The sequence below is a fragment of the Halomonas sp. AOP43-A1-21 genome, from assembly GCF_052376775.1.
In the GTDB taxonomy this organism is placed as follows: Bacteria; Pseudomonadota; Gammaproteobacteria; order Pseudomonadales; family Halomonadaceae; genus Vreelandella; species Vreelandella colorata.
In genome coordinates, this window is the sequence record NZ_JBQSWC010000003.1 from 90,078 (window position 1) to 111,876 (window position 21,799).

General features: G+C 54.0%; 22 protein-coding genes. 8 read left to right on the forward strand and 14 right to left on the reverse strand.

The features are described from left to right. Positions 1-94 precede the first annotated feature (94 nt). The 3 genes from ACT3R7_RS02760 to ACT3R7_RS02770 form a co-directional block, all read right to left on the reverse strand. On the reverse strand, positions 95-697 hold the full coding sequence (locus tag ACT3R7_RS02760) for a CBS domain-containing protein (RefSeq protein WP_496198765.1): 603 nt from the start codon (positions 695-697) through the stop codon (positions 95-97). A 99-nt stretch (positions 698-796) separates the two neighbouring features. Continuing rightward, positions 797-2,155 carry an ATP-binding protein gene (locus tag ACT3R7_RS02765; RefSeq protein WP_496198766.1) on the reverse strand — a complete coding sequence of 453 codons (1,359 nt, stop codon included), beginning with the start codon at positions 2,153-2,155 and terminating at the stop codon, positions 797-799. Continuing rightward, positions 2,152-2,832 (reverse strand): response regulator transcription factor, encoded by a 681-nt coding sequence (locus ACT3R7_RS02770; RefSeq protein ID WP_496198767.1) that lies wholly within the window; start codon positions 2,830-2,832, stop codon positions 2,152-2,154. The genes ACT3R7_RS02765 and ACT3R7_RS02770 overlap by 4 nt, the downstream gene beginning before the upstream one ends. A 113-nt stretch (positions 2,833-2,945) precedes the next feature. On the opposite strand from ACT3R7_RS02770, the gene ACT3R7_RS02775 reads away from it, so the two are divergent. Together ACT3R7_RS02775 and ACT3R7_RS02780 are read left to right on the forward strand one after the other, a co-directional pair. Then, positions 2,946-3,863, forward strand: a complete 918-nt coding sequence (locus ACT3R7_RS02775; RefSeq protein WP_496198768.1) for a GNAT family N-acetyltransferase — start codon at positions 2,946-2,948, stop codon at positions 3,861-3,863. A 528-nt stretch (positions 3,864-4,391) separates the two neighbouring features. Next, a complete protein-coding gene (locus ACT3R7_RS02780; RefSeq protein ID WP_496198769.1) occupies positions 4,392-4,865 on the forward strand; it encodes a c-type cytochrome in 474 nt (157 codons plus the stop codon). A gap of 107 nt (positions 4,866-4,972) precedes the next feature. Here the strand turns inward: ACT3R7_RS02780 and rep are convergent, their stop codons facing one another. Next, a complete protein-coding gene (rep, locus tag ACT3R7_RS02785) occupies positions 4,973-7,042 on the reverse strand; it encodes a DNA helicase Rep (RefSeq protein ID WP_496198770.1) in 2,070 nt (689 codons plus the stop codon). Between the two features lie 76 nt (positions 7,043-7,118). Here rep and ACT3R7_RS02790 point away from each other — a divergent pair, with 76 nt between their 5' ends. Next, positions 7,119-7,589 carry a tRNA (cytidine(34)-2'-O)-methyltransferase gene (locus ACT3R7_RS02790; protein ID WP_496198828.1) on the forward strand — a complete coding sequence of 157 codons (471 nt, stop codon included), beginning with the start codon at positions 7,119-7,121 and terminating at the stop codon, positions 7,587-7,589. On the opposite strand, the gene pyrE is transcribed toward ACT3R7_RS02790, so the two are convergent. Further along, entirely contained in the window at positions 7,590-8,255 is a 666-nt protein-coding gene (gene pyrE, locus ACT3R7_RS02795) for an orotate phosphoribosyltransferase (protein ID WP_018918455.1), read from the reverse strand. Between the two features lie 141 nt (positions 8,256-8,396). On the opposite strand from pyrE, the gene ACT3R7_RS02800 reads away from it, so the two are divergent. Then, positions 8,397-9,164 carry an exodeoxyribonuclease III gene (locus ACT3R7_RS02800; protein WP_018918456.1) on the forward strand — a complete coding sequence of 256 codons (768 nt, stop codon included), beginning with the start codon at positions 8,397-8,399 and terminating at the stop codon, positions 9,162-9,164. 72 nt (positions 9,165-9,236) lie between these two features. Here the strand turns inward: ACT3R7_RS02800 and rph are convergent, their stop codons facing one another. Continuing rightward, positions 9,237-9,974 (reverse strand): ribonuclease PH, encoded by a 738-nt coding sequence (gene rph / locus ACT3R7_RS02805; RefSeq protein WP_496198771.1) that lies wholly within the window; start codon positions 9,972-9,974, stop codon positions 9,237-9,239. 115 nt (positions 9,975-10,089) lie between these two features. Here rph and ACT3R7_RS02810 point away from each other — a divergent pair, with 115 nt between their 5' ends. Further along, positions 10,090-10,968: a YicC/YloC family endoribonuclease gene (locus ACT3R7_RS02810; RefSeq protein ID WP_496198772.1), complete on the forward strand. Its 879-nt coding sequence runs from the start codon at positions 10,090-10,092 to the stop codon at positions 10,966-10,968. Positions 10,969-11,216: 248 nt separating this feature from the next. Beyond that, positions 11,217-12,449 carry a tyrosine-type recombinase/integrase gene (locus ACT3R7_RS02815; protein WP_496198773.1) on the forward strand — a complete coding sequence of 411 codons (1,233 nt, stop codon included), beginning with the start codon at positions 11,217-11,219 and terminating at the stop codon, positions 12,447-12,449. Here the strand turns inward: ACT3R7_RS02815 and ACT3R7_RS02820 are convergent. The 8 genes from ACT3R7_RS02820 to ACT3R7_RS02855 all read right to left on the reverse strand — a co-directional run bounded on the left by ACT3R7_RS02820 (position 12,446) and on the right by ACT3R7_RS02855 (position 20,122). Next, positions 12,446-12,757, reverse strand: coding sequence for a hypothetical protein (locus ACT3R7_RS02820; protein WP_496198774.1), 312 nt, complete (start codon positions 12,755-12,757; stop codon positions 12,446-12,448). The two genes, ACT3R7_RS02815 and ACT3R7_RS02820, sit on opposite strands and share 4 nt — an antisense overlap. Before the next feature lie 95 nt (positions 12,758-12,852). Continuing rightward, positions 12,853-13,641 (reverse strand): fumarylacetoacetate hydrolase family protein, encoded by a 789-nt coding sequence (locus tag ACT3R7_RS02825; RefSeq protein WP_496198775.1) that lies wholly within the window; start codon positions 13,639-13,641, stop codon positions 12,853-12,855. Beyond that, on the reverse strand, positions 13,635-15,080 hold the full coding sequence (gene hydA, locus ACT3R7_RS02830) for a dihydropyrimidinase (RefSeq protein WP_496198776.1): 1,446 nt from the start codon (positions 15,078-15,080) through the stop codon (positions 13,635-13,637). The genes ACT3R7_RS02825 and hydA overlap by 7 nt, the downstream gene beginning before the upstream one ends. A 23-nt stretch (positions 15,081-15,103) precedes the next feature. Further along, on the reverse strand, positions 15,104-15,856 hold the full coding sequence (locus ACT3R7_RS02835; RefSeq protein WP_496198777.1) for an aspartate/glutamate racemase family protein: 753 nt from the start codon (positions 15,854-15,856) through the stop codon (positions 15,104-15,106). Between the two features lie 32 nt (positions 15,857-15,888). Continuing rightward, positions 15,889-17,259, reverse strand: a complete 1,371-nt coding sequence (locus ACT3R7_RS02840; RefSeq protein WP_496198778.1) for an amidohydrolase family protein — start codon at positions 17,257-17,259, stop codon at positions 15,889-15,891. Positions 17,260-17,277: 18 nt separating this feature from the next. Next, positions 17,278-18,558 (reverse strand): TRAP transporter large permease, encoded by a 1,281-nt coding sequence (locus ACT3R7_RS02845; RefSeq protein WP_496198779.1) that lies wholly within the window; start codon positions 18,556-18,558, stop codon positions 17,278-17,280. Further along, positions 18,555-19,112: a TRAP transporter small permease gene (locus tag ACT3R7_RS02850; protein ID WP_496198780.1), complete on the reverse strand. Its 558-nt coding sequence runs from the start codon at positions 19,110-19,112 to the stop codon at positions 18,555-18,557. The genes ACT3R7_RS02845 and ACT3R7_RS02850 overlap by 4 nt, the downstream gene beginning before the upstream one ends. Positions 19,113-19,120: 8 nt before the next feature. Next, positions 19,121-20,122 (reverse strand): TRAP transporter substrate-binding protein, encoded by a 1,002-nt coding sequence (locus ACT3R7_RS02855; protein ID WP_496198781.1) that lies wholly within the window; start codon positions 20,120-20,122, stop codon positions 19,121-19,123. Between the two features lie 360 nt (positions 20,123-20,482). On the opposite strand from ACT3R7_RS02855, the gene ACT3R7_RS02860 reads away from it, so the two are divergent. After that, complete coding sequence (locus tag ACT3R7_RS02860) at positions 20,483-21,166, forward strand: GntR family transcriptional regulator (protein WP_496198782.1); 684 nt, start codon at positions 20,483-20,485, stop codon at positions 21,164-21,166. A gap of 226 nt (positions 21,167-21,392) precedes the next feature. After that, positions 21,393-21,731 carry a hypothetical protein gene (locus tag ACT3R7_RS02865; protein WP_496198783.1) on the forward strand — a complete coding sequence of 113 codons (339 nt, stop codon included), beginning with the start codon at positions 21,393-21,395 and terminating at the stop codon, positions 21,729-21,731. Positions 21,732-21,799: the final 68 nt, after the last annotated feature.

A 21,799-nucleotide genomic window follows, 5' to 3' on the forward strand; every position in this document is an offset into this window, starting at 1 on the left:
CGGTAACGGTAAGGGGCGTTTTAATAACAAAGCATCTAAAAGGCTAACTGACAGACAAACCTTAAAAGCGTTTCACTAAACGACAAGCTCAGTCTTACAGGTCGTGGCCGGTAATAACCTGGCAGATATCTGCAAAACTGCGTGCCATGGGAACCACGGTGCTTACTTCCTTGCCGACTGCATTTTGAATATCGGTTGCTGAGATTAAGCCACGGATGGTCAGTTCATGCTGAGCATCGTGCTGGGTAATTAGCAGGTGCTGTTCGGTCACGCCTTCCATGATGAGCACAAGGTCTTCAATTGTCAGCGCGGAAAGCTGCTCATATGTCATGGCGCTAAGTTTGTTCCAGGGCGTCATGATCATGTCAGCGGTAATCTCGTTACGATCAAGATTACGCTGCTGCATGGCCAGGTTAATGCGCCGTGTGCCGATCACTTCTTTAGAGGTCAGAATACCGATGCAGTGGTCTTGTTTATCGGTGACAAATAAAAGACGCACACCGCTGTAGCGCATTTTAAGATGCGCTTCATCGATTGGGGTATCTGCCGCGACCGATTGGGGCTTCAAGCTTTGAAAGTCGGTAAGTACTTCTATCGCTGAGCTTTCGGTAGTTAAACGCTTGGCGCTCGGAGATGTCAGGCGCGGTGTTGAGCTAAATTGAATTAATGATTTAGGTGAAAAAGCCACTTGGTTCATCAGGGTACTCCCGTTATAAGTGGCCAACGGCTTTCTAACCATTGGCCTAGTACCTTCAGAGTCACAGCTAATTCTTATCAGAACCTTAAGGCATGAAAACTATTCTGAGGGCCCGTAACGTTTAAGCGTTACGTTAACGCGCAACCCGCCGCCTGACGCATCATCGAATGTCAGCGTGCCACCATGTTGGGCGACTACCCGTTCAACAATGGATAGCCCCAATCCTGAACCTGCGCCAGGACCTGCCCGGTGAAAGCGCTCCGTTACCGCCTTACGTGCTCCTGGCGGAATTCCTGGCCCCTGATCATCGACAATCAACGTGATGTTCTCCTCGGCAGCGTTAAGATATACCTGTATCGCACCCTGGGGCGGTGAGTGCTGTATGGCATTACCTACCAGATTCTGGATTAACGTACCCAGCGCGCCAGGCACCTCGTTCAATGTCCACTGAGCCGTTTCATCGGCTTCTAGCTGCAGCGTCTGTTGCTGTTGCCGAGCCAGGGGAAGCAGTTTGGCAAGCGCATCGCGAACCTCAAATAATGCGTCCACCGAGCGTAAAGGTGGGCTTTCCTCATCGGGGTCAAGGCGTGCCAGGGTGAGGAGCTGGCTGACCAAGTGCGTCGCCCGGGCGACCCCCTGGCGCAAGTAAACCAGCGATTCCTCACGATCCTGCGGGCTTTCAGCGGTTAACGCGTTTTGAGCATGTAGATCAAGTACGGCAAGTGGGGTGCGAAGCTCGTGCGCGGCATCGGCAATAAAGCGCTTTTCACGTTCACGCAGGCGCTGAATCCGCATCAATAAACGGTTAAGCGCGCCGGAAATAGTGGCCAGCTCATAAGGTAGTGGTGAGAGTTTAAGCGGCTGAAGGTTATGCGGATCCCGATTGCGAATCTGTTCCGCCATACGCGACAGCGGTGAAAGCCCCCAACCGATACTCCACCACAGCAGCGTGGCCAGAACGATCAAACCGATAAATTCAGGCAGCAGCGTGCGCAGCGCCACCCGCCTGACCAAGCTCAAACGTACGTCATCTCGTTCGGCAACGATCACCCGCCGCGTGCTCTCATCAAGCGGTAGCGTATAGGTTTGCCAGGTTTGTTCATGGTATTGCTGCCTGGAATAGCCTTTCTGGGCGGCGGCAAGGGGCACTAGCGGCGCATCGGCTGAGCGAAGCAGCAGCGTGTCTCCCTCCCAAAGCTGAAACACTAGTGCATCGGGGGTGCGCGGCTCGGTCTGTAAGGTATTTTCCACACTTTGCAGCAGCGCCTGCTGATAGGCGGGTGGAATCGGCGCCTGCATAAGCTCACCTAAAAGGTTGGCGTGCCGGGCGAGGCTAGCATCGTGTAGCTGCTGGATTTCATGGGTGGCGTAACGATAGCTGACTACGCTAATCACCATGATACTGAGCAGAAACAGCAGCAGCGTAAGGCCTAGCGTGCGCCGACGAATAGAGTTCACCGATCGCCTCCGTGCGGCGTTTTATCCATCACATAACCAATCTCGCGTAGCGTGCGGATCACTTCGGGAAACAGCTTGCGCCGCAAATGATGGATATGAACCTCAATGGCGTTGCTTTCCACATCCTCATCCCAGCCATAAATCAGGCTGGTCAGCGTATCTCGGGTAAACACTCGGTCAGGGTGGCCCATGAATTCTTGTAGCAGGGTAAATTCACGCCGCGAAAGGACAATTGTTTTGCCCTGATAGCTGACGCTCAGTGTTAAAGGATCCAACCGAATACCTCGGCATTCCAGGTGGCTATCCAACTGCCCCTGGCTGCGGCGTAGCAGGGCGCGAAGGCGCGCCTTTAGCTCCTCCACTTCAAAGGGCTTGACCAGATAGTCGTCGGCCCCGGCATCAAGCCCGGCAATACGGTCGTTAATACCGTCGCGAGCGGTCAGCACCAAAATAGGGATCTGGCTTCCGTGGCGGCGCACGGCCTTGATAATTTGCAAGCCATCCAGGCCCGGCAAGCCTAAATCGAGTATCACGGCATCAAACGGCTCGGACTCTTTAAGTGCTATAAGTGCACTGTTGCCATTATCCAATTGATCGACCGTATAGTGCTCCGGCTTGAGCGCCAAGCGAATGCCCGAAGACAAGCTGGCATCATCTTCAACCAGCAATATGCGCATGGTGTCAGCTACTCCTGTAACGGCCCTGGTTAAGAAATAACAAAAGGTAGCATCGTTAGGGGGAGTCAGTCAGGATTAACGTCAACGTAAGCAATCCAATGGCGCTTTAATTAATGATAACACCGACTGCCTGCAGCACTTGTGTGGCTGTCTGCCCTTCAACGCATCGGCGTGAAGCGTTGCTGCACTTGGCGGCTGTCCATGAACCGGCGCTACAGCCGATGCTGCAAACCGCCTTACAGTCGGCCAAGCAAGCCGATGCCTGGGAGGGGCTGTGGGTCTCTCAGCAACAGGGTCGTATTGATGGCGCTATCTGGGTACAGCTACTTGGCAATACCACGGCGCAGCTATGGCTTCCCCGCCAGCAAGGCCCCGTTGCACAAACGCTGTTACGTGCTGCTTATCGCTGGATAGCTGAGCAGGGGATAACGTTTTGCCATACGGTGTTACCGCCTAGCCATTATGCCTGGGAAGCAACGCTTCTCGCCCACAGCATGTCGCGCTTGGCTGAGCTGCATTACCTGTCGGGCAGTATAACCTCCTCGCTAGCCTCATCCGCCAATAAGCCAGCGGCCATTCAGCTACAGGCTTTTACAGAACTGGACGAATCGGCGCAAAAGGCGTTAATCGATGACGTTAGCCAGGAGTCTCTAGATTGTCCGGGCTTACGCGAAGCGTTGTCTTCTGAAGCCTTGCTGGCCGGTTTTTATCAAAAGGCGCCTGAAGCACCCCATCACTGGTATAGCGTTCACGTGGCGGGACAATCGGTGGGCGTACTACTGCTCTCATCCCTTAGAGAGCGCTGCTGGGAGCTTTTATTAATGGGCGTGATGCCTGAGTGGCGAGGCAAGGGTATCGGACGAGAAATGTTACAGGCGGCCTTTCACTTGGCAGCACAAGACGGCGCGACCGAGATGATGCTAACGGTTGATGTCCTCAATACGCCCGCCCTGCGTCTTTACCAGCGGGCAGGGCTTGCCCGCTATGCTCAACAGCGGTTGCTTGCCTGGAAAGCGCCGCTTAGTCCTTAAGAACAAGTCCTTAAGAACAAGCCCTTAAGAACGAACTCTTAAGAACGAGCTCTTAAGAATCGATGTCCTCTATATTAGTAAAAGCAACAGCTGGATACCTTAAATAGTTGATATGGCTAATAAATTTAAGTAAGCCATTAGCAATATTAGCCAACGTTTTGATTTTTCTTCTATACTGGGGGCTGCACTCAGGAATACTTTTCAATCATGGAGGAAAAAATGAAAATTCTACTGTGGATTATTATCTTTATTTTTGCGGTCGGCCTGCTGACCTTAACCGGCGTTTTTAAGCTTATTTTCTAATTAAGTCTCGTCAAAGCTCATGTTTCACATGAGCTTTTTAGCTTTTGTAATTGTAAATACTATTTCTATCGCTCGCTTAGTCACCTGACGTTAACAACTGGCGCCATGCCCACTAGAAACAAGGCATACTATTTTCTATTGGATGGGCTGTTATCGGTAGCGATTAAAGACGTTACGGGTATGGCGACTCACAAGGCAAGCCGTGGGTAGGCTAAAGGGGGCTAGGTGAATTTTAAATACATTGCATGCGTGATTACGGCTTTGGCGTTGTTGCCAGCCAGTACGATGGCTGATGACGAGGCGGCAGCTGAACGCGAAGCGTTGGCTAAACGGTTGGCACCCGTGGGGCAGCTATGCCTGGAAGGGCAGACGTGCACGTCGGCTGAGGAACTCCTGGCCGAGGTGGATGATTCCCCAACGGCTGTTGAAGATCCCAGTGTCGCCGAGGTGCCCGAGCACGACGGGGAAGCACTTTATGCCCAGGCAAGCTGCGGTGCCTGTCATGCGGCGGGCATTGCGGGCGCCCCGGCCACGGGCGACAGTGCCGCCTGGACTGCGCGGCTCACCAAAGGAAAGGGCGAGCTGTACGCCAATGCGATTAACGGCCTTGGTGCCATGCCGCCCAAAGGAGGCCGGTTTAACTTTAGTGACGACGAAATTAAAGCAATCGTCGACTATATGATCAGCGAAGTCGAATAAGTTATCCACAGGCAAGTTAATAAGTCTGCCTGTGGATAATTTATATGTGGTTAGAAAGACTGCTGCTTAGTGCGCGTCTTCAGCCTCTAACGCTAAGTTTAATAACCTCAACCTAATAAAGAGCGCAGCCCGGCAATTGCATCTTTGCCGCGCTCTTGTTTTTTATCTGGATCTTCCTTGTCGGCGCGGCCTTCCCATTCCAGATCCTCCGGGGGGAGTTCCTCTAAAAAGCGGCTGGGCTGACAGTCCATCAGCTCGCCATAGGCTTTGCGCTGGCGGGCAAGCGTAAGCGTTAACGTGCGCCGCGCGCGGGTAATACCCACATAGGCCAGGCGGCGCTCTTCTTCTACCGTGCCCATTTCGATCGCGTTGCGGTGGGGCAGCAAGTCCTCTTCCCAGCCCATCAGATACACGTGAGGAAACTCAAGCCCCTTTGACGCGTGCATGGTAAGGAGCTGCACACGGTCGGAATCATCCTCTTCGGCCTGCTGCTCCAAAATATCGCGCAGTACCAGCCGGGAAATAGCGGCCTCTACGCTATCGGTTTCGGTAGCCTCGGAGGCAGTATCCTCTTCCGGGTCGCGGTTAAGCGATTTTTCGAGCTGATCAATCAATATCCATACGTTGGCCATACGGCGCTCGGCGATCGTCGGCGCACTGGCGTTCTGATAAAGCCACGCCTCGTAATCCATATCGCGCAGCATGTCACGAATGGCCGCGATCGCATCGCCCTGATCCATCCGCTTGCGCACACCATCGATAAAGTGGGTAAAGCGCGAAAGCCGCTCTACCGCGCGGGTCGGCAACACCTGCTCGAGGCCCAGCTCATGGCAGGCGGCGAACAGCGAAATCGAGCGCTCGGTGGCGTAGTTGGCAAGCTTTTCAACCGTGCCTGGGCCGACTTCGCGGCGCGGCACGTTAACGATGCGTAAAAAGGCGTTATCGTCGGCAGGATTAATTAGCAGACGCAGGTAGGCCATGGCGTCCTTGATCTCGTTACGCGAGAAAAACGACGTGCCGCCGGAAAGCTTGTAGGGAATCTGGTAATGCTGCAGCTTGAGTTCCAGCAGCCTTGCCTGAAAGTTACCCCTATAAAGTACGGCGAAATCCCGCCACTCGGCCTTCTCTTTGATGCGCCGGGTGAGCATTTCGCTGGCCACCCGCTCGGACTCCGCCTCTTCGTGGCGATTGACAATCACTCTGATTGGCGCGCCGTCGCCCATATCCGACCACAGCGTCTTGTCGTAGACGTGGGGGTTGTTGGCAATCAGGGTATTGGCGGCGCGCAGGATGGTGGCGGTCGAGCGGTAGTTCTGCTCCAGCTTGATCACCTTGAGCCGCGGAAAATCCTCGCCCAGAGTCACCAGGTTTTCCGGCCGTGCGCCGCGCCAGGCATAGATTGACTGATCGTCGTCGCCCACCACGGTAAAGGTCGAGCGCTCGGCCATCAGAAGCTTTACCAGCAGGTATTGGGAGACGTTGGTGTCCTGATACTCATCCACCAGCATGTAGTGGATCTTGCGCCGCCAGCGCTCCAATGCCTCGGCATCGTTTTTGAGGAGTACCACGGGCAGCAGGATCAGGTCGTCGAAATCCACCGCGTTGTAGGCTTTCAGGTGGCGGTTATAGGCCTCGTACACCCGCGCAGCGAAATGCTCATCGTCATCCGCCGCAAAGGAAAGCGCGTCACCCGGCAGCACCAGATCATTTTTCCAGGTGGAAATCTTGCTCTGTACGGTGTTGATCTGCTCGGCGTCGACCTGAGCATCCTTGTTCATCAGATCGCGCAGCAGCGCCTTGGCATCTTCCGGGTCGAACAGCGAAAATCCCGGCTTATAGCCCAGGGTTTTTAGCTCGCCGCGAATAATATTGAGGCCCAGCGTGTGAAAGGTCGACACCGTCAGGCCATGGCCCTCTTTGCCCTTGAGCATCTGTCCGACACGCTCTTTCATCTCGCGAGCGGCTTTATTGGTGAACGTGACCGCGGCGATTCGGCGCGCGCTCATCCCGCATTCTTGGACCAGATAGGCAATTTTAGTCGTGATAACGCTGGTTTTACCGGACCCGGCCCCTGCCAGCACCAAGCACGGGCCATCAATGTAGCGCACGGCTTCCTGCTGGCGCGGATTAAGGCCCTTGATGCGGGTTAAGATGTTTTGTGGGGTCGATGGCGTCATTAGGCACGTTATCCTTTGCGGTTTTTCATCTACAATCAGCCGTTTCTACGCGCACAACATGGATAGGCAGGTGGTGATGTTTGAAGTAGCGCTGTTTGAACCACGCATGGCGCCCAATACGGGTAACATCATGCGCTTGGTCGCCAATAATGGCTGTCGTTTGCACTTAATTGAGCCGCTCGGCTTTGATCTTGAAGAAAAAAAGCTGCGCCGCGCCGGGCTCGACTATCGTGACCTGGCCAATGTGACTCGTCATGCTGATTTTGCCGCGTTTCAAAAAGCCATGCCGGGGCGGCGAATCTGGGCAATTACCACCAAAGGCACGCGGCCCCACAGCGAGGCTGATTTTGCACCGAGAGATGTGCTGCTGTTTGGCTCTGAAACCGCCGGGCTTTCTGCTGAGGTGCATCAAGCGCTGCCAGACGCCCAAAAGCTGCGTATTCCCATGCAGCCCAATAACCGCAGCCTCAATCTTTCCAACGCGGTGGCTATTGTGAGCTATGAGGCGTGGCGCCAGCAAGGTTTTGCTGGCGCACTTGCCACCTGACTAGGCGGCAATGCCGTAGCGGTCGCGATAGGCGCGCACGGCTTCCGCGTAGGCGAGCATTTCACCACCGGCATGCTCTTCAAGGTAAGTGAGCACTTGCTCAAGGGTGACGATACTTACGACCGGCATGCCGTACTCAGACTGAACTTCCTGGATGGCACTTTGTTCGCCCTGGCCACGTTCCTGGCGATCAAGAGCAATCATTACACCGCCGGCGCGGGCGCCGCTTTGCTCAATCAGACCCATGACCTCACGGATCGCAGTGCCCGCGGTAATTACATCGTCAATGATCAAAATATCGCCGGCAAGCGGCGCACCTACAATATTGCCGCCTTCGCCGTGGGTTTTGGCTTCTTTACGATTAAAGGCGTAGGGCATATCCAGATCGTGGTGGTCGGCAAGCGCTGCCGCGGTGACCGCCGCCAACGGAATGCCTTTGTAGGCAGGGCCAAACAGCACGTCGGCTTTCAAACCGCTGTCCACAATAGCCTGGGCATAAAAACGCCCTAGCTTGGCAAGCGCACGGCCCGTCTGGAACAAGCCTGCGTTGAAAAAGTAAGGACTCACTCGTCCTGATTTCAGCGTAAATTCACCAAACTTAAGAACGCCCTGCTCAATGGCAAAAGCAATGAATTCGCGCTGGTAGGTTTGTAAAGTGGTAGCCACGGCGTTCCTCATAAGGCAGTAGGGGTAAGTCGGCACGAAGGCAACAATAAAACACAGGTAAATAGCAAGAATTGGTTTGTCTATTTACCCAAACGTCTAAACGTCGGGTATCATACAGCAGCGACGCAAAAGGGACGATTTATGAAAATTGCCAGCATCAATGTTAATGGTATACGTGATGCCGTCGACCGTGGCTTCCTGGACTGGCTGGCTCAGCAGGACGCCGATGTGGTTTGCGTGCAGAACATCAAGGCAAAAAGTTTTGAATTGGATGACCATATTCTTTATCCGGAAGGCTATGAAGGCTATTTCCTGGATGCGGAAGAGGATGGTTTTTCCGGTGTTGGGCTTTACTGCCGTAAAATCCCCAAGGCGATCATGTATGGTCTGGGCTTTCCACAGTGTGATCACGAAGGGCGCTTTCTGCAGGCGGATTATGACCGCTTCAGTATCGCTACCTTTCTGATGCCTGATGGCAGCGATCAGAAAGCCAAACAGGCGTTTATGGATCAGTACCAGGAATACCTGACGAAGATGTCGCGCAAACGGCGCGAGTACATCATCTGCGGTACCTGGAATATTGCCCATAAAACGGTTGATCTGGCCAACTGGTCTGATAACCAGCTAACGTCTGGTTTTCGCCCGGAAGAACGCGCCTGGATGGATCAGGTGCTCGGCCCAACCGGGTTTATCGACACCTTCCGCGAAATCAATCGCGATGCAGGTGAGTACACCTGGTGGCCGAAGCTCGACCAAGATGTACCGCGTAGCCGTCAGGAAGGCTGGCGGATCGACTATCAGTTAGTCGGCCCCAACTTCCGTCGTCACGTGGTCGACGCATGGATCGATAAAGAGGCGACTTTCTCCGAGTACGCCCCGCTAATTGTCGAGTACGATCTCGCCCTTTAAGCATCTTTCCCGCGTCGTCGTTACCAATGAGCCGACCCAGAGGTCGGCTCATTGCGTTGGCGATTAAAACGCTTAACCGCGAATCCCCAGCGCCTCACGCTGGTGTTCACGCAGCTCGCTGCCCGCTTTTTCAGCTAAATCCAGCATGGCGTTTAGCTCGGCACGGTTAAATGCGCCCGCCTCAGCAGTGCCCTGCACTTCAATCAGCTCACCGCCTTCGGTCATGACCACGTTCAGGTCAGTATCCGCCTTGCTGTCCTCGGGATAGTCGAGATCCAGCACTGGCGCGCCTTTATAAATACCTACTGAAATCGCGCTCACCAGCTGCTTGAAGGGGTCGCTTTTGATTTTCTTCTCGCGCTGCAGGTAACGAATCGCGTCCACCAATGCTACGCAGCCACCGGTAATCGAGGCGGTACGGGTGCCGCCATCGGCCTGAATCACGTCGCAATCCACGGTAATCGTGAATTCGCCCATCTTTTTCAGGTCGACTGCCGCGCGCAGGCTACGCCCAATCAGGCGCTGAATCTCCAGGGTGCGGCCACCCTGCTTTCCACGTGCCGCCTCACGCCCGCTGCGCGAATGGGTTGCCCGAGGCAGCATGCCGTACTCGGCCGTTATCCAGCCCTGATTTTTGCCCCGCAGCCAACGCGGCACGCCCGCTTCTACGCTGGCATTACACAGCACCTTGGTATCGCCAAATTCCACCAACACGGATCCCTCGGCATGGCGGGTGTAATCGCGGGTCAAGCGAATTTCACGGAGCTGGTTGGCTTCGCGGCCACTGGGGCGAACAACATCAGGACGCATAGCACCTCACAATAAGCGCGTTATTAAGAAAAGGCCGCCATTGTACACGTCTTAACGTTCAAACCCGCGCTTATCGGGTAGACTGAGATAAATGCGTTTTTAACAGGATGAACCCATGGCCACTTCAAGTCGCGTACACAGCATGACCGCATTTGCCCGCACCGAGAAGGCCGCTCCTTGGGGCACGCTGCAAGTCGAAATTCGCTCCGTTAATCAGCGCTACCTGGAGCCCCATTTTCGCCTCCACGAAAGCCTGCGTGATCTTGAACCTGTTCTGCGCGAAACCCTGCGTACCCGCCTGGCACGAGGCAAAGTAGAGTGCAGCGTGCGCTTTGAAAGCGCTGAAACCGTGCAGGCCCCGGCGGTTAATACCACTCGCTTAGCCGCTATCGTTGAGGCGCTCAATGCCGTGCAGCAGCAGGTGCCCTGCGCTCTGGCGCCTACGGCGCTTGAACTGCTAAATCAGCCGGGCGTAATGGAAACCCAGCACCTGGACCAGGATGCCATCAAAACGGCCGCCAAGGCGCTGTTTGACCGAGCGCTGAATGAGTTGATCGACGCCCGCGCCCGGGAAGGCGAAAAGCTCGCCGAGATGATCGCCACTAGGCTAACGGCGGTAAATGAGCAGGTCGCTACGGTTAAAAGCCTGCTGCCGCAGATTCTGGAACGCCAGCGCGCCCAGCTGCTGGAACGCCTGGAAATCGCCAAAACCGAACTCGACCCCCAACGCCTGGAAGCCGAGCTAGTGCTGGTCGCCCAAAAGGCCGATGTAGATGAAGAGCTCGACCGCTTAACCACCCACGTAGGTGAAGTCAGCCGTCAGCTCGCTGAAAAAGGCCCCAAAGGCCGCCGTCTGGATTTCCTGATGCAGGAACTTAACCGCGAAGCCAACACGCTCTCGTCCAAGTCTGTGGTGGCTGATACGACGCGTTGTGCGGTGGAACTTAAAGTGTTAATTGAGCAGATGCGGGAGCAGATTCAGAATATTGAGTGATGTCCACGATTTTTCATTTAATCATATAAGATACTATTATACTTAAATTTTTATTTAAGCGTTGTCTACGCTTGTCTACTGAACTCCAGCTTAAGCCGCCGTCAAGTGGGTAGTAAAATGGGTAGTAAAATGTCATTCTTACCCATCGAGGAAGCAGCGTTTGTGGAAGTACTACCCACTTCGAACGCAGGTGCTCTACGCCGCCGTGAAACATGGCAAAAATCTTAAGCGTTAGCGGAGGTGAGAGGATGGGAAGCTTTACTGCTAAGAAGGCCCAGTCACTGATCAGGGAAGCCAAGCCGGGGCGCTATGGTGATGGCAACGGCTTGTACTTGATGATTCCTAAGGCAGGCACTGCCTACTGGATGTGCCGCTATACGTTCGCGGGTAAGCGTCGTGGCATGACACTGGGTAAATGTTCTTACCTGTCCCTCGCTGAAGCTCGTGAACAAGTAGTTGAAACCCAGAAGGCGATTCGTAGCGGCACAGACCCTCTTACAGAGCGCAAACGTGAAGAAAAGATAACAATCAGCACAGTTCAGGATCTGTTTGACGATTGGTATCAGGAGCTAGAGAAGCGCCTTAAACATCCTAGTATCCCAAAACGCGTATTTGAAAGAGATATTGCTCCCGCCATTGGCGTAATGACATTGAATAGTGTTACCCCGATGGATATCCGAACCATCGTCAGAAAAGTGACCAATAGCGGTCGGCCAACCATTGCAAACGATGCTTTGATGTATCTGAAACAGCTCTTTAATCATGGCATCAAGCTGGGTCTTCTTACCTATAACCCTGCTTCTGCCTTCAACGTCAATGATGCGGGTGGGGTCGAAAAAAGCCGCGATAGAGCACTGAGCATAGACGAACTCAGCTTTGTCTTTGCTGTGTTCAGGGAGAACCGCACTAGCTTTACGCGTGACAACTATCTCGCTTGCGCTTTACTCGTTGTACTAGGAATACGCAAAACAGAGCTTACAGAAGCTAAATGGTCTGAATTTGACCTGATCAATGCGAAATGGAATTTACCCGGAAAGCGCAGTAAATCGGGTGTTGGTATTGCTATTCCGCTGCCGCCACAAGTTATAGATTGGCTGGAAGAACTGCAGATTCGTGCTTGTGGCTCGCCGTATTTGTTTCCGAGTCGTCGCAGCAGCAAGCAGCCTCATATGGGCAAGGACACACTGAATCGCGCCATTGCCAAGCTATTTGGTAAAGAACCTGGCAAGAAGAAGCAGCCCGAGAACAGAATGGGCGATCTCGCCGAGTTTACCGTGCATGACCTTCGGCGTACCTGCCGCAGCTTGTTAGCTGAAGCAGGTGTGCCTAGCCATGTGGCTGAACGTTGTTTGAATCACAAGCTTAAGGGAGTGGAGGGTATCTATGACCGTTACGACTATTATGAAGAGCGAAAACAGGCTTTGATCAAGGTAGCAGAGTTGGTTGAGCCTGCCATTAACAAAGTGCCAAAAATACCTTAAGCATTTTGTGGGGCAATCAGGGCGCTAACTTTTGGCCAGTATGTTTGGCACAGCGCCAGCAACAGCAAGGCCAGCATTGTGACCAGCCAGACGCCCAGGAAATGAATCGATACCGCCATAGCCAGCGCATAGGCCACAAGCGTCCAGGCGGTATTGCCGCGTTCGGACATACCCGAGAAGCGTAATCGCATGGCCGACAGTGGCAGAGCCACGCCTAATCTTGTGGCCAGCAGCACAATCATGCCGATAAAGAACGCCGCCGAGCCAATATCTTGAGGGGCTCCAGACGGAGGTGACGCGCTATGCATGATGCCTTGAAACCCTAACCTCGCTGTAATTACCGCAAATGCCAACAGCGATTCAATAAGTCAATAATCTGGCAAGCGCAGGCTAATACATGTGATTATGGGGGCGCCTCACCAGTCGTTAAAGCATCAATTTCAAGCGATACGTCACCGACGTTCTCAAAGCTGGCTTCAATGCGTTGACCTGGATACGCCTCAAACATACCTGTCCAAGAGCCTGTACTGATTACATCTCCTTCGGCTAGCCCCCACCCAGTGTGCTCAGCATGCATAGCCAACCAAGGAAGTAGCGATATGGGATCTCCCATTGGGTGTCGAAATGCCAAGCCTGGTAAAACTTGATTATTGACTCGAACAGACAGCGCGCTGTCAGCAAAACGCGACTGCCAAGGCCCTGCTACCCCCTCGCCTATGATCAATCTTCCATGCATCTGCAAGTCTGCCAAGAGAAAGGTCCGCGGTAACTGCTGCCAGTTGGCAGCTCGCACATCGAAGAGTTCGATGGCCGCTAGTGTTTCTCCTATTGCCAAGGCGGCTTCGCTGCGCCGACACCCAGAGTAAAGCGGCCGCTTGAGACGCACGGCCAGCTCGACCTCAATGCCGAACAGACTGAAGCAATCGGTCTTACTTAACCGTGTTGGCGAAGCCATCAAGCAATGATCAGGAATAGGTGCTGCTGTTACCGGGCCTATACCAAGCTTCCAAGCACGCGGACGCCCCTCGGCCCACCAGTTCATTGTCTTCCCCAGAGCGGCCTGTACGGCATAGGCGTCGGCATCGCTTTGCGGCGCCAGCCGCTGTGCTTTTTCTGGCGTTATTAATGAGCCACCTCGCCACACAGTCTCCAGCGCTTCGGTGAGCTCGGTAATGTTCGAGTGGCTTACCACGCATCACCTACCGATGGCCGTGGCTTGGGCCGCGCCGGTTCGGGGAGCGCGCAGTGCAGGAACTCACCGCGCCCGGCGCTGCCTATATAGTCGCCATCGCGCCACACCACCTCGCCACGTGACAGCGTCAGGGCTGGCCAGGCCGTCACCGGGATGCCTTCGTAAGGGGTGTAATCCACACCGTGATGGAGGTCGCTGTTGCGGATGCGTCGATCCAGACCAGTCTCCCAGATCACCAGATCAGCATCTGCGCCTACGGCGATCGAGCCCTTGCGCGGGTAGAGACCATACATGCGAGCAACATTAGTGGCGGTGAGCGCCACGAACTGCTGCATGGTCAAGCGGCCCGTCTCCACCCCGTGGCTGAATAGTAGGGCGAGACGCGTTTCGAGCCCTGGGATGCCATTGGGAATACGTTCAAAGCTGGCGTCACTGCCAGCAGCGAACTTGCCTTGGGGGCCATCGAATGTGAACGGTGCATGATCCGATGAAAATATCTGGAAGGCGCCGCTCTCCAGTCCATCCCAGACCACTTGTTGATTGGCTTTGTCGCGAGGCGGCGGACTGCAGATGCATTTGGCACCATGCTGATCATCGTCATTAATACCGAGGTCGTCAGCTGTCAGAAATAAATACTGAGGGCAGGTCTCGGCATAGATACGCAGGCCGTGGCTGTGCGCCCAGCGCAACTGCTCTATCGCCTCCCTCCCTGAGACATGTACGATCAGAATCGGTACATCAACAAGCTCGGCGTAGGCGATGGCGCGATGGGTGGCCTCGCGTTCTACTAGCATTGGCCGCGCCTCGGCGTGGTAACGGGGTGCGGTGTGACCATGAGCGAGCAGACGTTCGGTGAGCCAAGCGATACAGTCAGCATTCTCGGCATGCACCATGACCATGGCACCATACTCACGTGCCACCGCTAGGACGTCGATGATTTCGCGGTCTGACAACTTCAGATCGTCATAGGTCATATAGATCTTGAACGAGGTGTAGCCTTCGCGGATCAGCGCTGGCAGCTCATTGGTCAGTACCTCTGGGGTCGCATCAGTCACTATTAGGTGGAAGGCGTAGTCAATACACGCTTTACCTTCGGCACGCTGGTGATAGTCATCGACTGCGGCACGCAAGCTTTGGCCTTTTTGTTGGCAGGCGAATGGAAATACCGTGGTAGTGCCGCCACATGCAGCCGAGCGGGTCCCTGTGAGGAAGTCGTCAGCCATCACCGAGCCATCGGAGGTCGGCTGATCCAGGTGGCAGTGACCATCAATGCCGCCAGGCAGTACCCAGCGTCCTGCCGCATCGATCTCTTCCTTCCCCGCTGCCAGAGCATTGCCTAAAGCAACAATTATCCCGTCGCGAATGCCAATATCGGCGTCAAAAACATCGGCGGCGGTGGCACAGCGCGCACGACGAATAACTAGATCGAACTCAGCCATTTTAAAGATTACCTTATTTATGTTCAGGGCGTGCTTAGCCGTCCGATTAACTGGCCTAGTGCAGGCGATAAGCCTTGCCAGCTTTTTTCAGGAGGTGGAGCGTAGCTTCCCGCCGTCGCTTTATAAGGATTAAGTCGTGCCAGCAGTTCCGCCTGATGAACGGCACAGCTCACGCCATCAACAACGGGCACTGGAATCCGCTCTGCTACGCTGCGTGCTAACCCTGCTAGCGGCGCGCCAGCAATAATCAACACATCGGCCCCATCTTCGCGTACGGCGGCTTCGCACAGCGCCACTAGCTGTTCACCTTTGTCCTGCTGAACACTGCCAATATTGTGCAGCGGTTCGTCTAAACTTCGAATACTTGCCAGTCGCGAGGCCATCCCGTAGCGGTCAACGGTTTCGCTGTACCAGGCACGAATACGCCGCGAAATCGCCACTATGCCGATGCGGCCGCCCAGCATAGCGGCACTCATCAGCGCACTCTCCGTAAGCCCCACCACAGGGATCGGCAGCATTTCACGGGCGGCTTCTAAACCAGGGTCGCCAAAGGCTGCGATGATGGCGGCATCATGTCCTGCATAGTGTTCAGCAAGCTCGTTCAATGTCGCATAAGCCCCGACTGCTGCTTCAGCGCGGGTTTCGATATAGGCCACCCCAAATGCAGCTGTGCGCAGGGACAGTTGTGTATCGCTGCTTGCCGAGCGCTTCGCCTCAGCAGAGATAAGGTCGGTGACACTTTGAGAAATATTGGGATTAACAATCAGTAGCTTCATAATGAGCTCTCCTCTGTTTAAACCTGGATGCCTTAAGTCGTCTGGGCCCGCGCACGCGTCCATAGCGCCTCAGCGGCGTGTTGGGCATCTGCTAATAGTGCGGGCGTATCGGCTAAACAGAGTTCACCCTCCTCAACCACCACTTGGCCGTTACATACCACCATTTCTACATCCCGGCCTTGAGCGGTATGTACCAAGTTGCCCAGGGCATTAATCAGCGGCACTAAGTGCGGGCGACGGAAATCAAACACCACAAGATCAGCGCGTTTACCGGGAGTGAGAGAGCCCAGTTCAGAATCCAGGCCTAACGCTTTAGCACCCCCCAGGGTCGCCATTTCCAACACGTGATGAGGCTGCCAAGTGTCGTTAATCTCGCTTTCTTGCACCCGCCCCATAATCAGTGCCCAGCGCATGACCTCCACCATATCGCCGTGCATATTGTCGGTGCCTAGGGCAAGAGTCGCGCCCGCTGCACGTAATCGCGTGGTGGGGGCTATCCGTCCACCTGTAGCATTGCCACGGGGGATATGGGCAATGTTGGTGCCTGTGCGGCCAATGCGCTCGATATCGCTGTCGGTAACGTACATACAGTGTGCGGCGGTAAAGCGCGGGCCTAGCAGCCCCACATCTTCCAGCAGCTCACTAGGTGTCATACCGTCACGCTCTACTACCCGACGGTTTTCTTTAACGCTTTGGGAAAGGTGGCCATTAACGTGAATACCCAATGCATCACGGGTATTGGCGACTTTGGCTAATAAAGCACGGGAGCAGGTATCAGGGGCATGGGCAGCAAGCTCTACGCCTAGTCGGCCATCTAACTTTCCCTGCCAGCGCTCGTGAAGCGCGATGGCTTCATTCAGCGTTCGCTCGCCAATCACATCGCGGTGCTCCCAAACCCCTTCGTGCACACGGCTGAAATCAACATCGTGGATACGACCGCAGGTAATCACCCGCATGCCTAGCTCGCCCATAGCGGGAAGCGTTAAGTCAGCATGCACATAGCTGTCGTTAATCAGTGTTGAGCCAAATAGCAGTGCTTCAGCGGCGCCTAAGCGTGCTAGGGCAACGGCTTCCTCTTCACTTACTTCGTGGCCGTGGGGCACGCCGGGGGTATAGGCTGGTGCGAAGCCCATATCTTCAGCGACACCGCGCACCATGCTCAGGATAGTGTGGGTATGCACATTGACGAAGCCCGGTGTAATCACTCGGCCGGTTAAGTTCATAGTGCGGTGTGCGGGTGGCATCGGCTGTGACGGATCGTTTGGCCCTACCTCCACTAAGCGACCTTGATGAATCACCAGGCGAGCATTCGGAATTTCGCCCAGTTGAGGATCAACCGTCAGCACACGAGCACCATGAATAACCAAATCAGCAGGCTGTTGAGCATCGAATGGTTGCGTCATTATCTGCTCCGGTGACATTTAGTAGCCAAGCGCGCGGGGCAGCGCGGTGACTAACTGAGGGACAAATATGCATAGGGCAAGCACCGCGAACTGGAAGGCCACGAAGGGCAGCGACTCTCTAACAAGCTGCATCATGGGCACTTTGGTGATGCCACTCATGACGAAATAGAGCACACCTACCGGCGGCGTCATCATGCCGACCACTAGGTTGTACATAAACAGAAAGCCGAAATAGAGCGGGTCGATGCCATAGGTAAGCGCAACAGGGGCAAACAGCGGCACCAGCATGATGTAAGCAGCATTAGACTCAATAAGCATGCCAACCAAGACCAGCAGCGCCATGGTCAGCAAAATGAACGTCATCGGATCGCTGGTCAGTTCCTGGATAAAATCAGACAGCATCATCGGCACCATTTCAATGGTGAAGACAAACGTTAGAACTGAAGCAAACGCAATCAACGCGCCGACCATGGCCGAAGTGACCGCGGCACGGTAGAGACAGCCTGGCAAGTCGGAAATTTTCAGCCGCCGTGTAACGACAAAGCCGATAACCGCTGAGTAGACCACGGCGATGGCCGCACCCTCAGTGGCGGTAAAAATACCGCCGACAATGCCCCCCACCACGATGACAGGCATCATGATGATGATCAGTGCGCGCCTTCCTTGATGGAGTACATTGGCTAGATTAAAACGCTCGCCGGTCAGCGCATAGCCCCGCTTCCATGAGATCCAACTGGCAATCCCCATAAAGCCAACGGCTAGCAAAATGCCGGGTAGAATACCGGCAATAAAGAGCCCACCCACCGAGACCGAAGAGCCCGCCATCAACGCATATACGATCATCGCGTTGCTGGGTGGAATCACCGGCCCCAAGTTAGCCGCGGAAGCAATGACAGCCCCTGAGTAAGCATCGGGATAGTACTTACGCAGCGAGGGAACCAAGGTGCTGCCCATCGCGCTGGCACTGGCGACCGCGGCACCGCTGACGGAGGCAAAAATAGTGCCTGAGGTAATCGTTACATGAGCCAAACCGCCATGCATCCGCCCGACCAAGCTATTTGCGAAGGCAATCAATCGATCCATGATACCTGCACGTACCATCAGCTCACCGGCCAACATAAATAGCGGAATAGCCATTAATGGAAAGCTGTTAACCGCGTGCATCATGCGCTGCGGCATGACCACCAGTTCAAAATCGAGCATCCACAGGCCCGCTAGCGAGCCAAACCCAAGCGCAAAGGCCAACGGCATACCGAAAAAAGCCAGTGCTAGAAACAAGCCAATCGCCATCCATGTCATGACAGTTCCTCCCATGTGCGCGATCCACCCCATGCCAGCAGTGCCAAGTGCAAAAAGGCGTGCGCGCCACAAATCAGTACGGCGATATAGTAGATGGCAGAGGTTATAGGCAGTGTCGGCATTAATTCAGGCCAGCGATCTACTGTTGCTACCCACGCGCCGACCATCACCATCATCATTAGCAGCGTTGAAACGCCTGCCATCAGGCGAAACAAAACCTCCTTCAACCAAGCGGGCACCATCATCACAAACAGGTCAATGCCGACATGCACTCCGTGCTTCACGCCATGGGGAATGGCGAGGAAAATCGCCCACACGAAGCACAGCCGTGACAGCTCATCGGCGGCATCTATGGAGGAACCTAGTACGTAGCGCCAGAAAACCTGCAGCGCCACGATAGTAACCATTAACCCCATCACCACCACAATGCCCCAGTAGGTAATGGCATCTAAGCGCTCAACGACCCATTTCGCACGCTGAAAAACGGTGCTTAAATACGGAGGCTCAGGCCCCCGCTTAGTATCATCTTGAGTGGATGCAGAAGTAGTTGTCATAGTTAGCCTCACATTGCTGCTTCAGCTTCCTGGGTGACTAGTTCAATGAATGCCGGATCTATACGCTCTTTAAGGCTTTCAGTAACTTCCTGGGTAGCTAGACGCAGCTCAGCTCTGAGTTCAGGAGAGATAGGGGTAAACTCCATGCCGTCTGCAATTAGCTGTTCACGCCACTGCTCTTCTTCATCGGCGGCAGCTTCACGCTGCCACGCCAATGCATCCGTCATAGCGCCGTCAATAATGGCGCGGTGCTCTTCTGAGAGTCGCTCGTAGCTGCGCTTATTGGCAGCAGCATTGATAAAGTCATAGAAGTGACCGCTGTCGGAGAGATACTCTTGCACTTCGTTAAATCGACGACTGGCGATGATGTTATAGGGGTTCTCCTGACCATCGAGCACGCCTTGCTGCAGGGCAGAATAGAGCTCTGATACATCCATAGATACCGGATTAGCGCCCAGTGCGCGGAAAGTCTGCAGATGAACCTCATTGGGCTGCAGACGGATACGCATGCCAGAAAAATCCTCAACCGAGGTAATCGGACGCAAGCTGTTTGTCACATGCCGGAAGCCCAACTCACCGTATCCGAGATTGACGAACCCAAGCGCTTCCATCTTCTCATCCAACTGTTCACCTACGGGGCCATCCATTACGGCGAATGCCTGTTCACGGCTATCGAACAGGAAAGGCAGGCTCACCGCCTCATACTCAGGTATCGAGCGGGAGAAGTAAGCAATCGAGGTAAAAACGGCAAAGATGGTGCCGGAACGCACCTGGTCGACGTTCTCGGTAGCTCCCCCAAGTTGCATAGCGGGGAACAGATCGATTTGAAGCTCTCCCTCTGATTCACGCTCAACTTGCTCCTTGAACACTTCCATCGCACGTGACACAGAATGGTCCGTTGGGAAGTTACCCGCTATACGCAAACGTTCAGCCGCCTGCAGTGATGAAGAGAAAAGGGTCGCGGCCGTCAGTAATGAGGCCAGCGTCAATAGATTTGTTTTAGAGATCATGGGTAGGCTCCAGCAGTTTTATTGAATCGTTATCGTTTACTCAAGCAGGCGATTACCTGAAAATGAAACAGCAATCCTTATGCCATAGCAATTATTGTCTATCAAAAAAACGCTGTAAAAATCACTTAAGAGACTGATTTTAATTGTAATTTAAAAAGTATAAAATATAGTATAGGATATTGTTTTGTAAATTGCATACAATTGATAAAACACATTGGCGCACCAAAATGACATTAAATATTTTAAAATCGCACAGTTATAGTGCGAAGTTATGATTTCATGTGGTTTTAAGCTCAGTACTACAGTCCATCTTGCCGTTACGGCATACTGAACGCAGTTCTCGACAGGATAAAGGTACCCATGGACGCCGTCCCCACTACCAAGCTAGCCATTGAGCAAATAGCCGAGCGCATTACTGACGCTATCATGGAGCACCGACTGCCGCCCGGTATCAAGCTGGTTGAGGATAAGCTGGCAACCGCCTTTGGTGTTAGCCGCACTAAGATTCGTCAGGCGCTCACCGTGCTTGCGAAAGAAGGGTTGGTGACACTGCACGCCAATCGTGGCGCCTTCGTGACCCGCCCAAGCGCAGCTGAAGCACGTGACTTATTCGCTACTCGCAGGCTTGTCGAGCCCGAGATAGTACGCAATGTCATCGCCCGCGCCTGCGAACATGACTTGGCACGGTTGCGTCAACATTTAGCCGCCGAGGCGAATGCTAGGCAGGAAGGGGATCGTCGAAGGATAATCCGGCTCTCTGGTCAGTTTCATATGCTTTTGGCAGAAGTTAGTGGCAATAAATTTATTGAAAAACTGATGGCTGAACTTTGTCCACTCACCTGCTTGATCATTGCGCTCTATGACTCGCCCCAGACTCCAGCCTGCCCAGATGATGAACATAATCAGATCGTTGAGGCTATCGCACGACAAGATCAAGAAACGGCTATTCATCTTATGCTGCATCATCTGGCACATATCGAGAGCGCACTGGAGCTTGATGTGGCGCCTAAGCTAGATATCCAATGGGAAACTCTTTATGGGTAAGTATATTTCTTTGTTCTCATAATTATTTCTCTTGCCTTTTATACGCAATATAGCGGTTCCCGGCCAAGCAATGAGCAGCGAATCAATGTCAACTTTTCAGAATTGAGGCTTTTCGTAAAGTGCTGAACAATAGTGGGAAAAGGCGAATATCCCACCCTTTTTAAAATCTATATCACTCCTATGCATCCACACCCTGAATACCTTCCCGCTGCATAGGAGCTTAGTTATGCCCCCACCCTGCAAGCGTTGTACATCAACGCGCATGCTAAACCTTAATAATGCCCAGCGTATTAGTATCTTGGGCAGCACCCTTGTGGGCGGTGCCATTGGCGCATGGCGCGCGACAGCGACAGCTGGGTCGCTAGCTGCTTCCATCACTCGCTCCCCTTTGGCAAAGCTGCCCGCTGCAATGATGGGCGCAATGGCCGATGGCCAAACCGGTTCCCGTATGGCTACTTCATTGTTTGAACAGTGGCTGCCTGCGGGGAGTGGGACGCCTTGGTTATGCCTGTCCTGCGGTTATACCTTTCGCGATCCCAATCCATCATTGGCGTCTGCCGCTTAACTTCCTGTTATTCGTTTTTTTATTCGAATTATTTGTTTACTTACCTTATTGCGCTGGCTTTTGGCCAG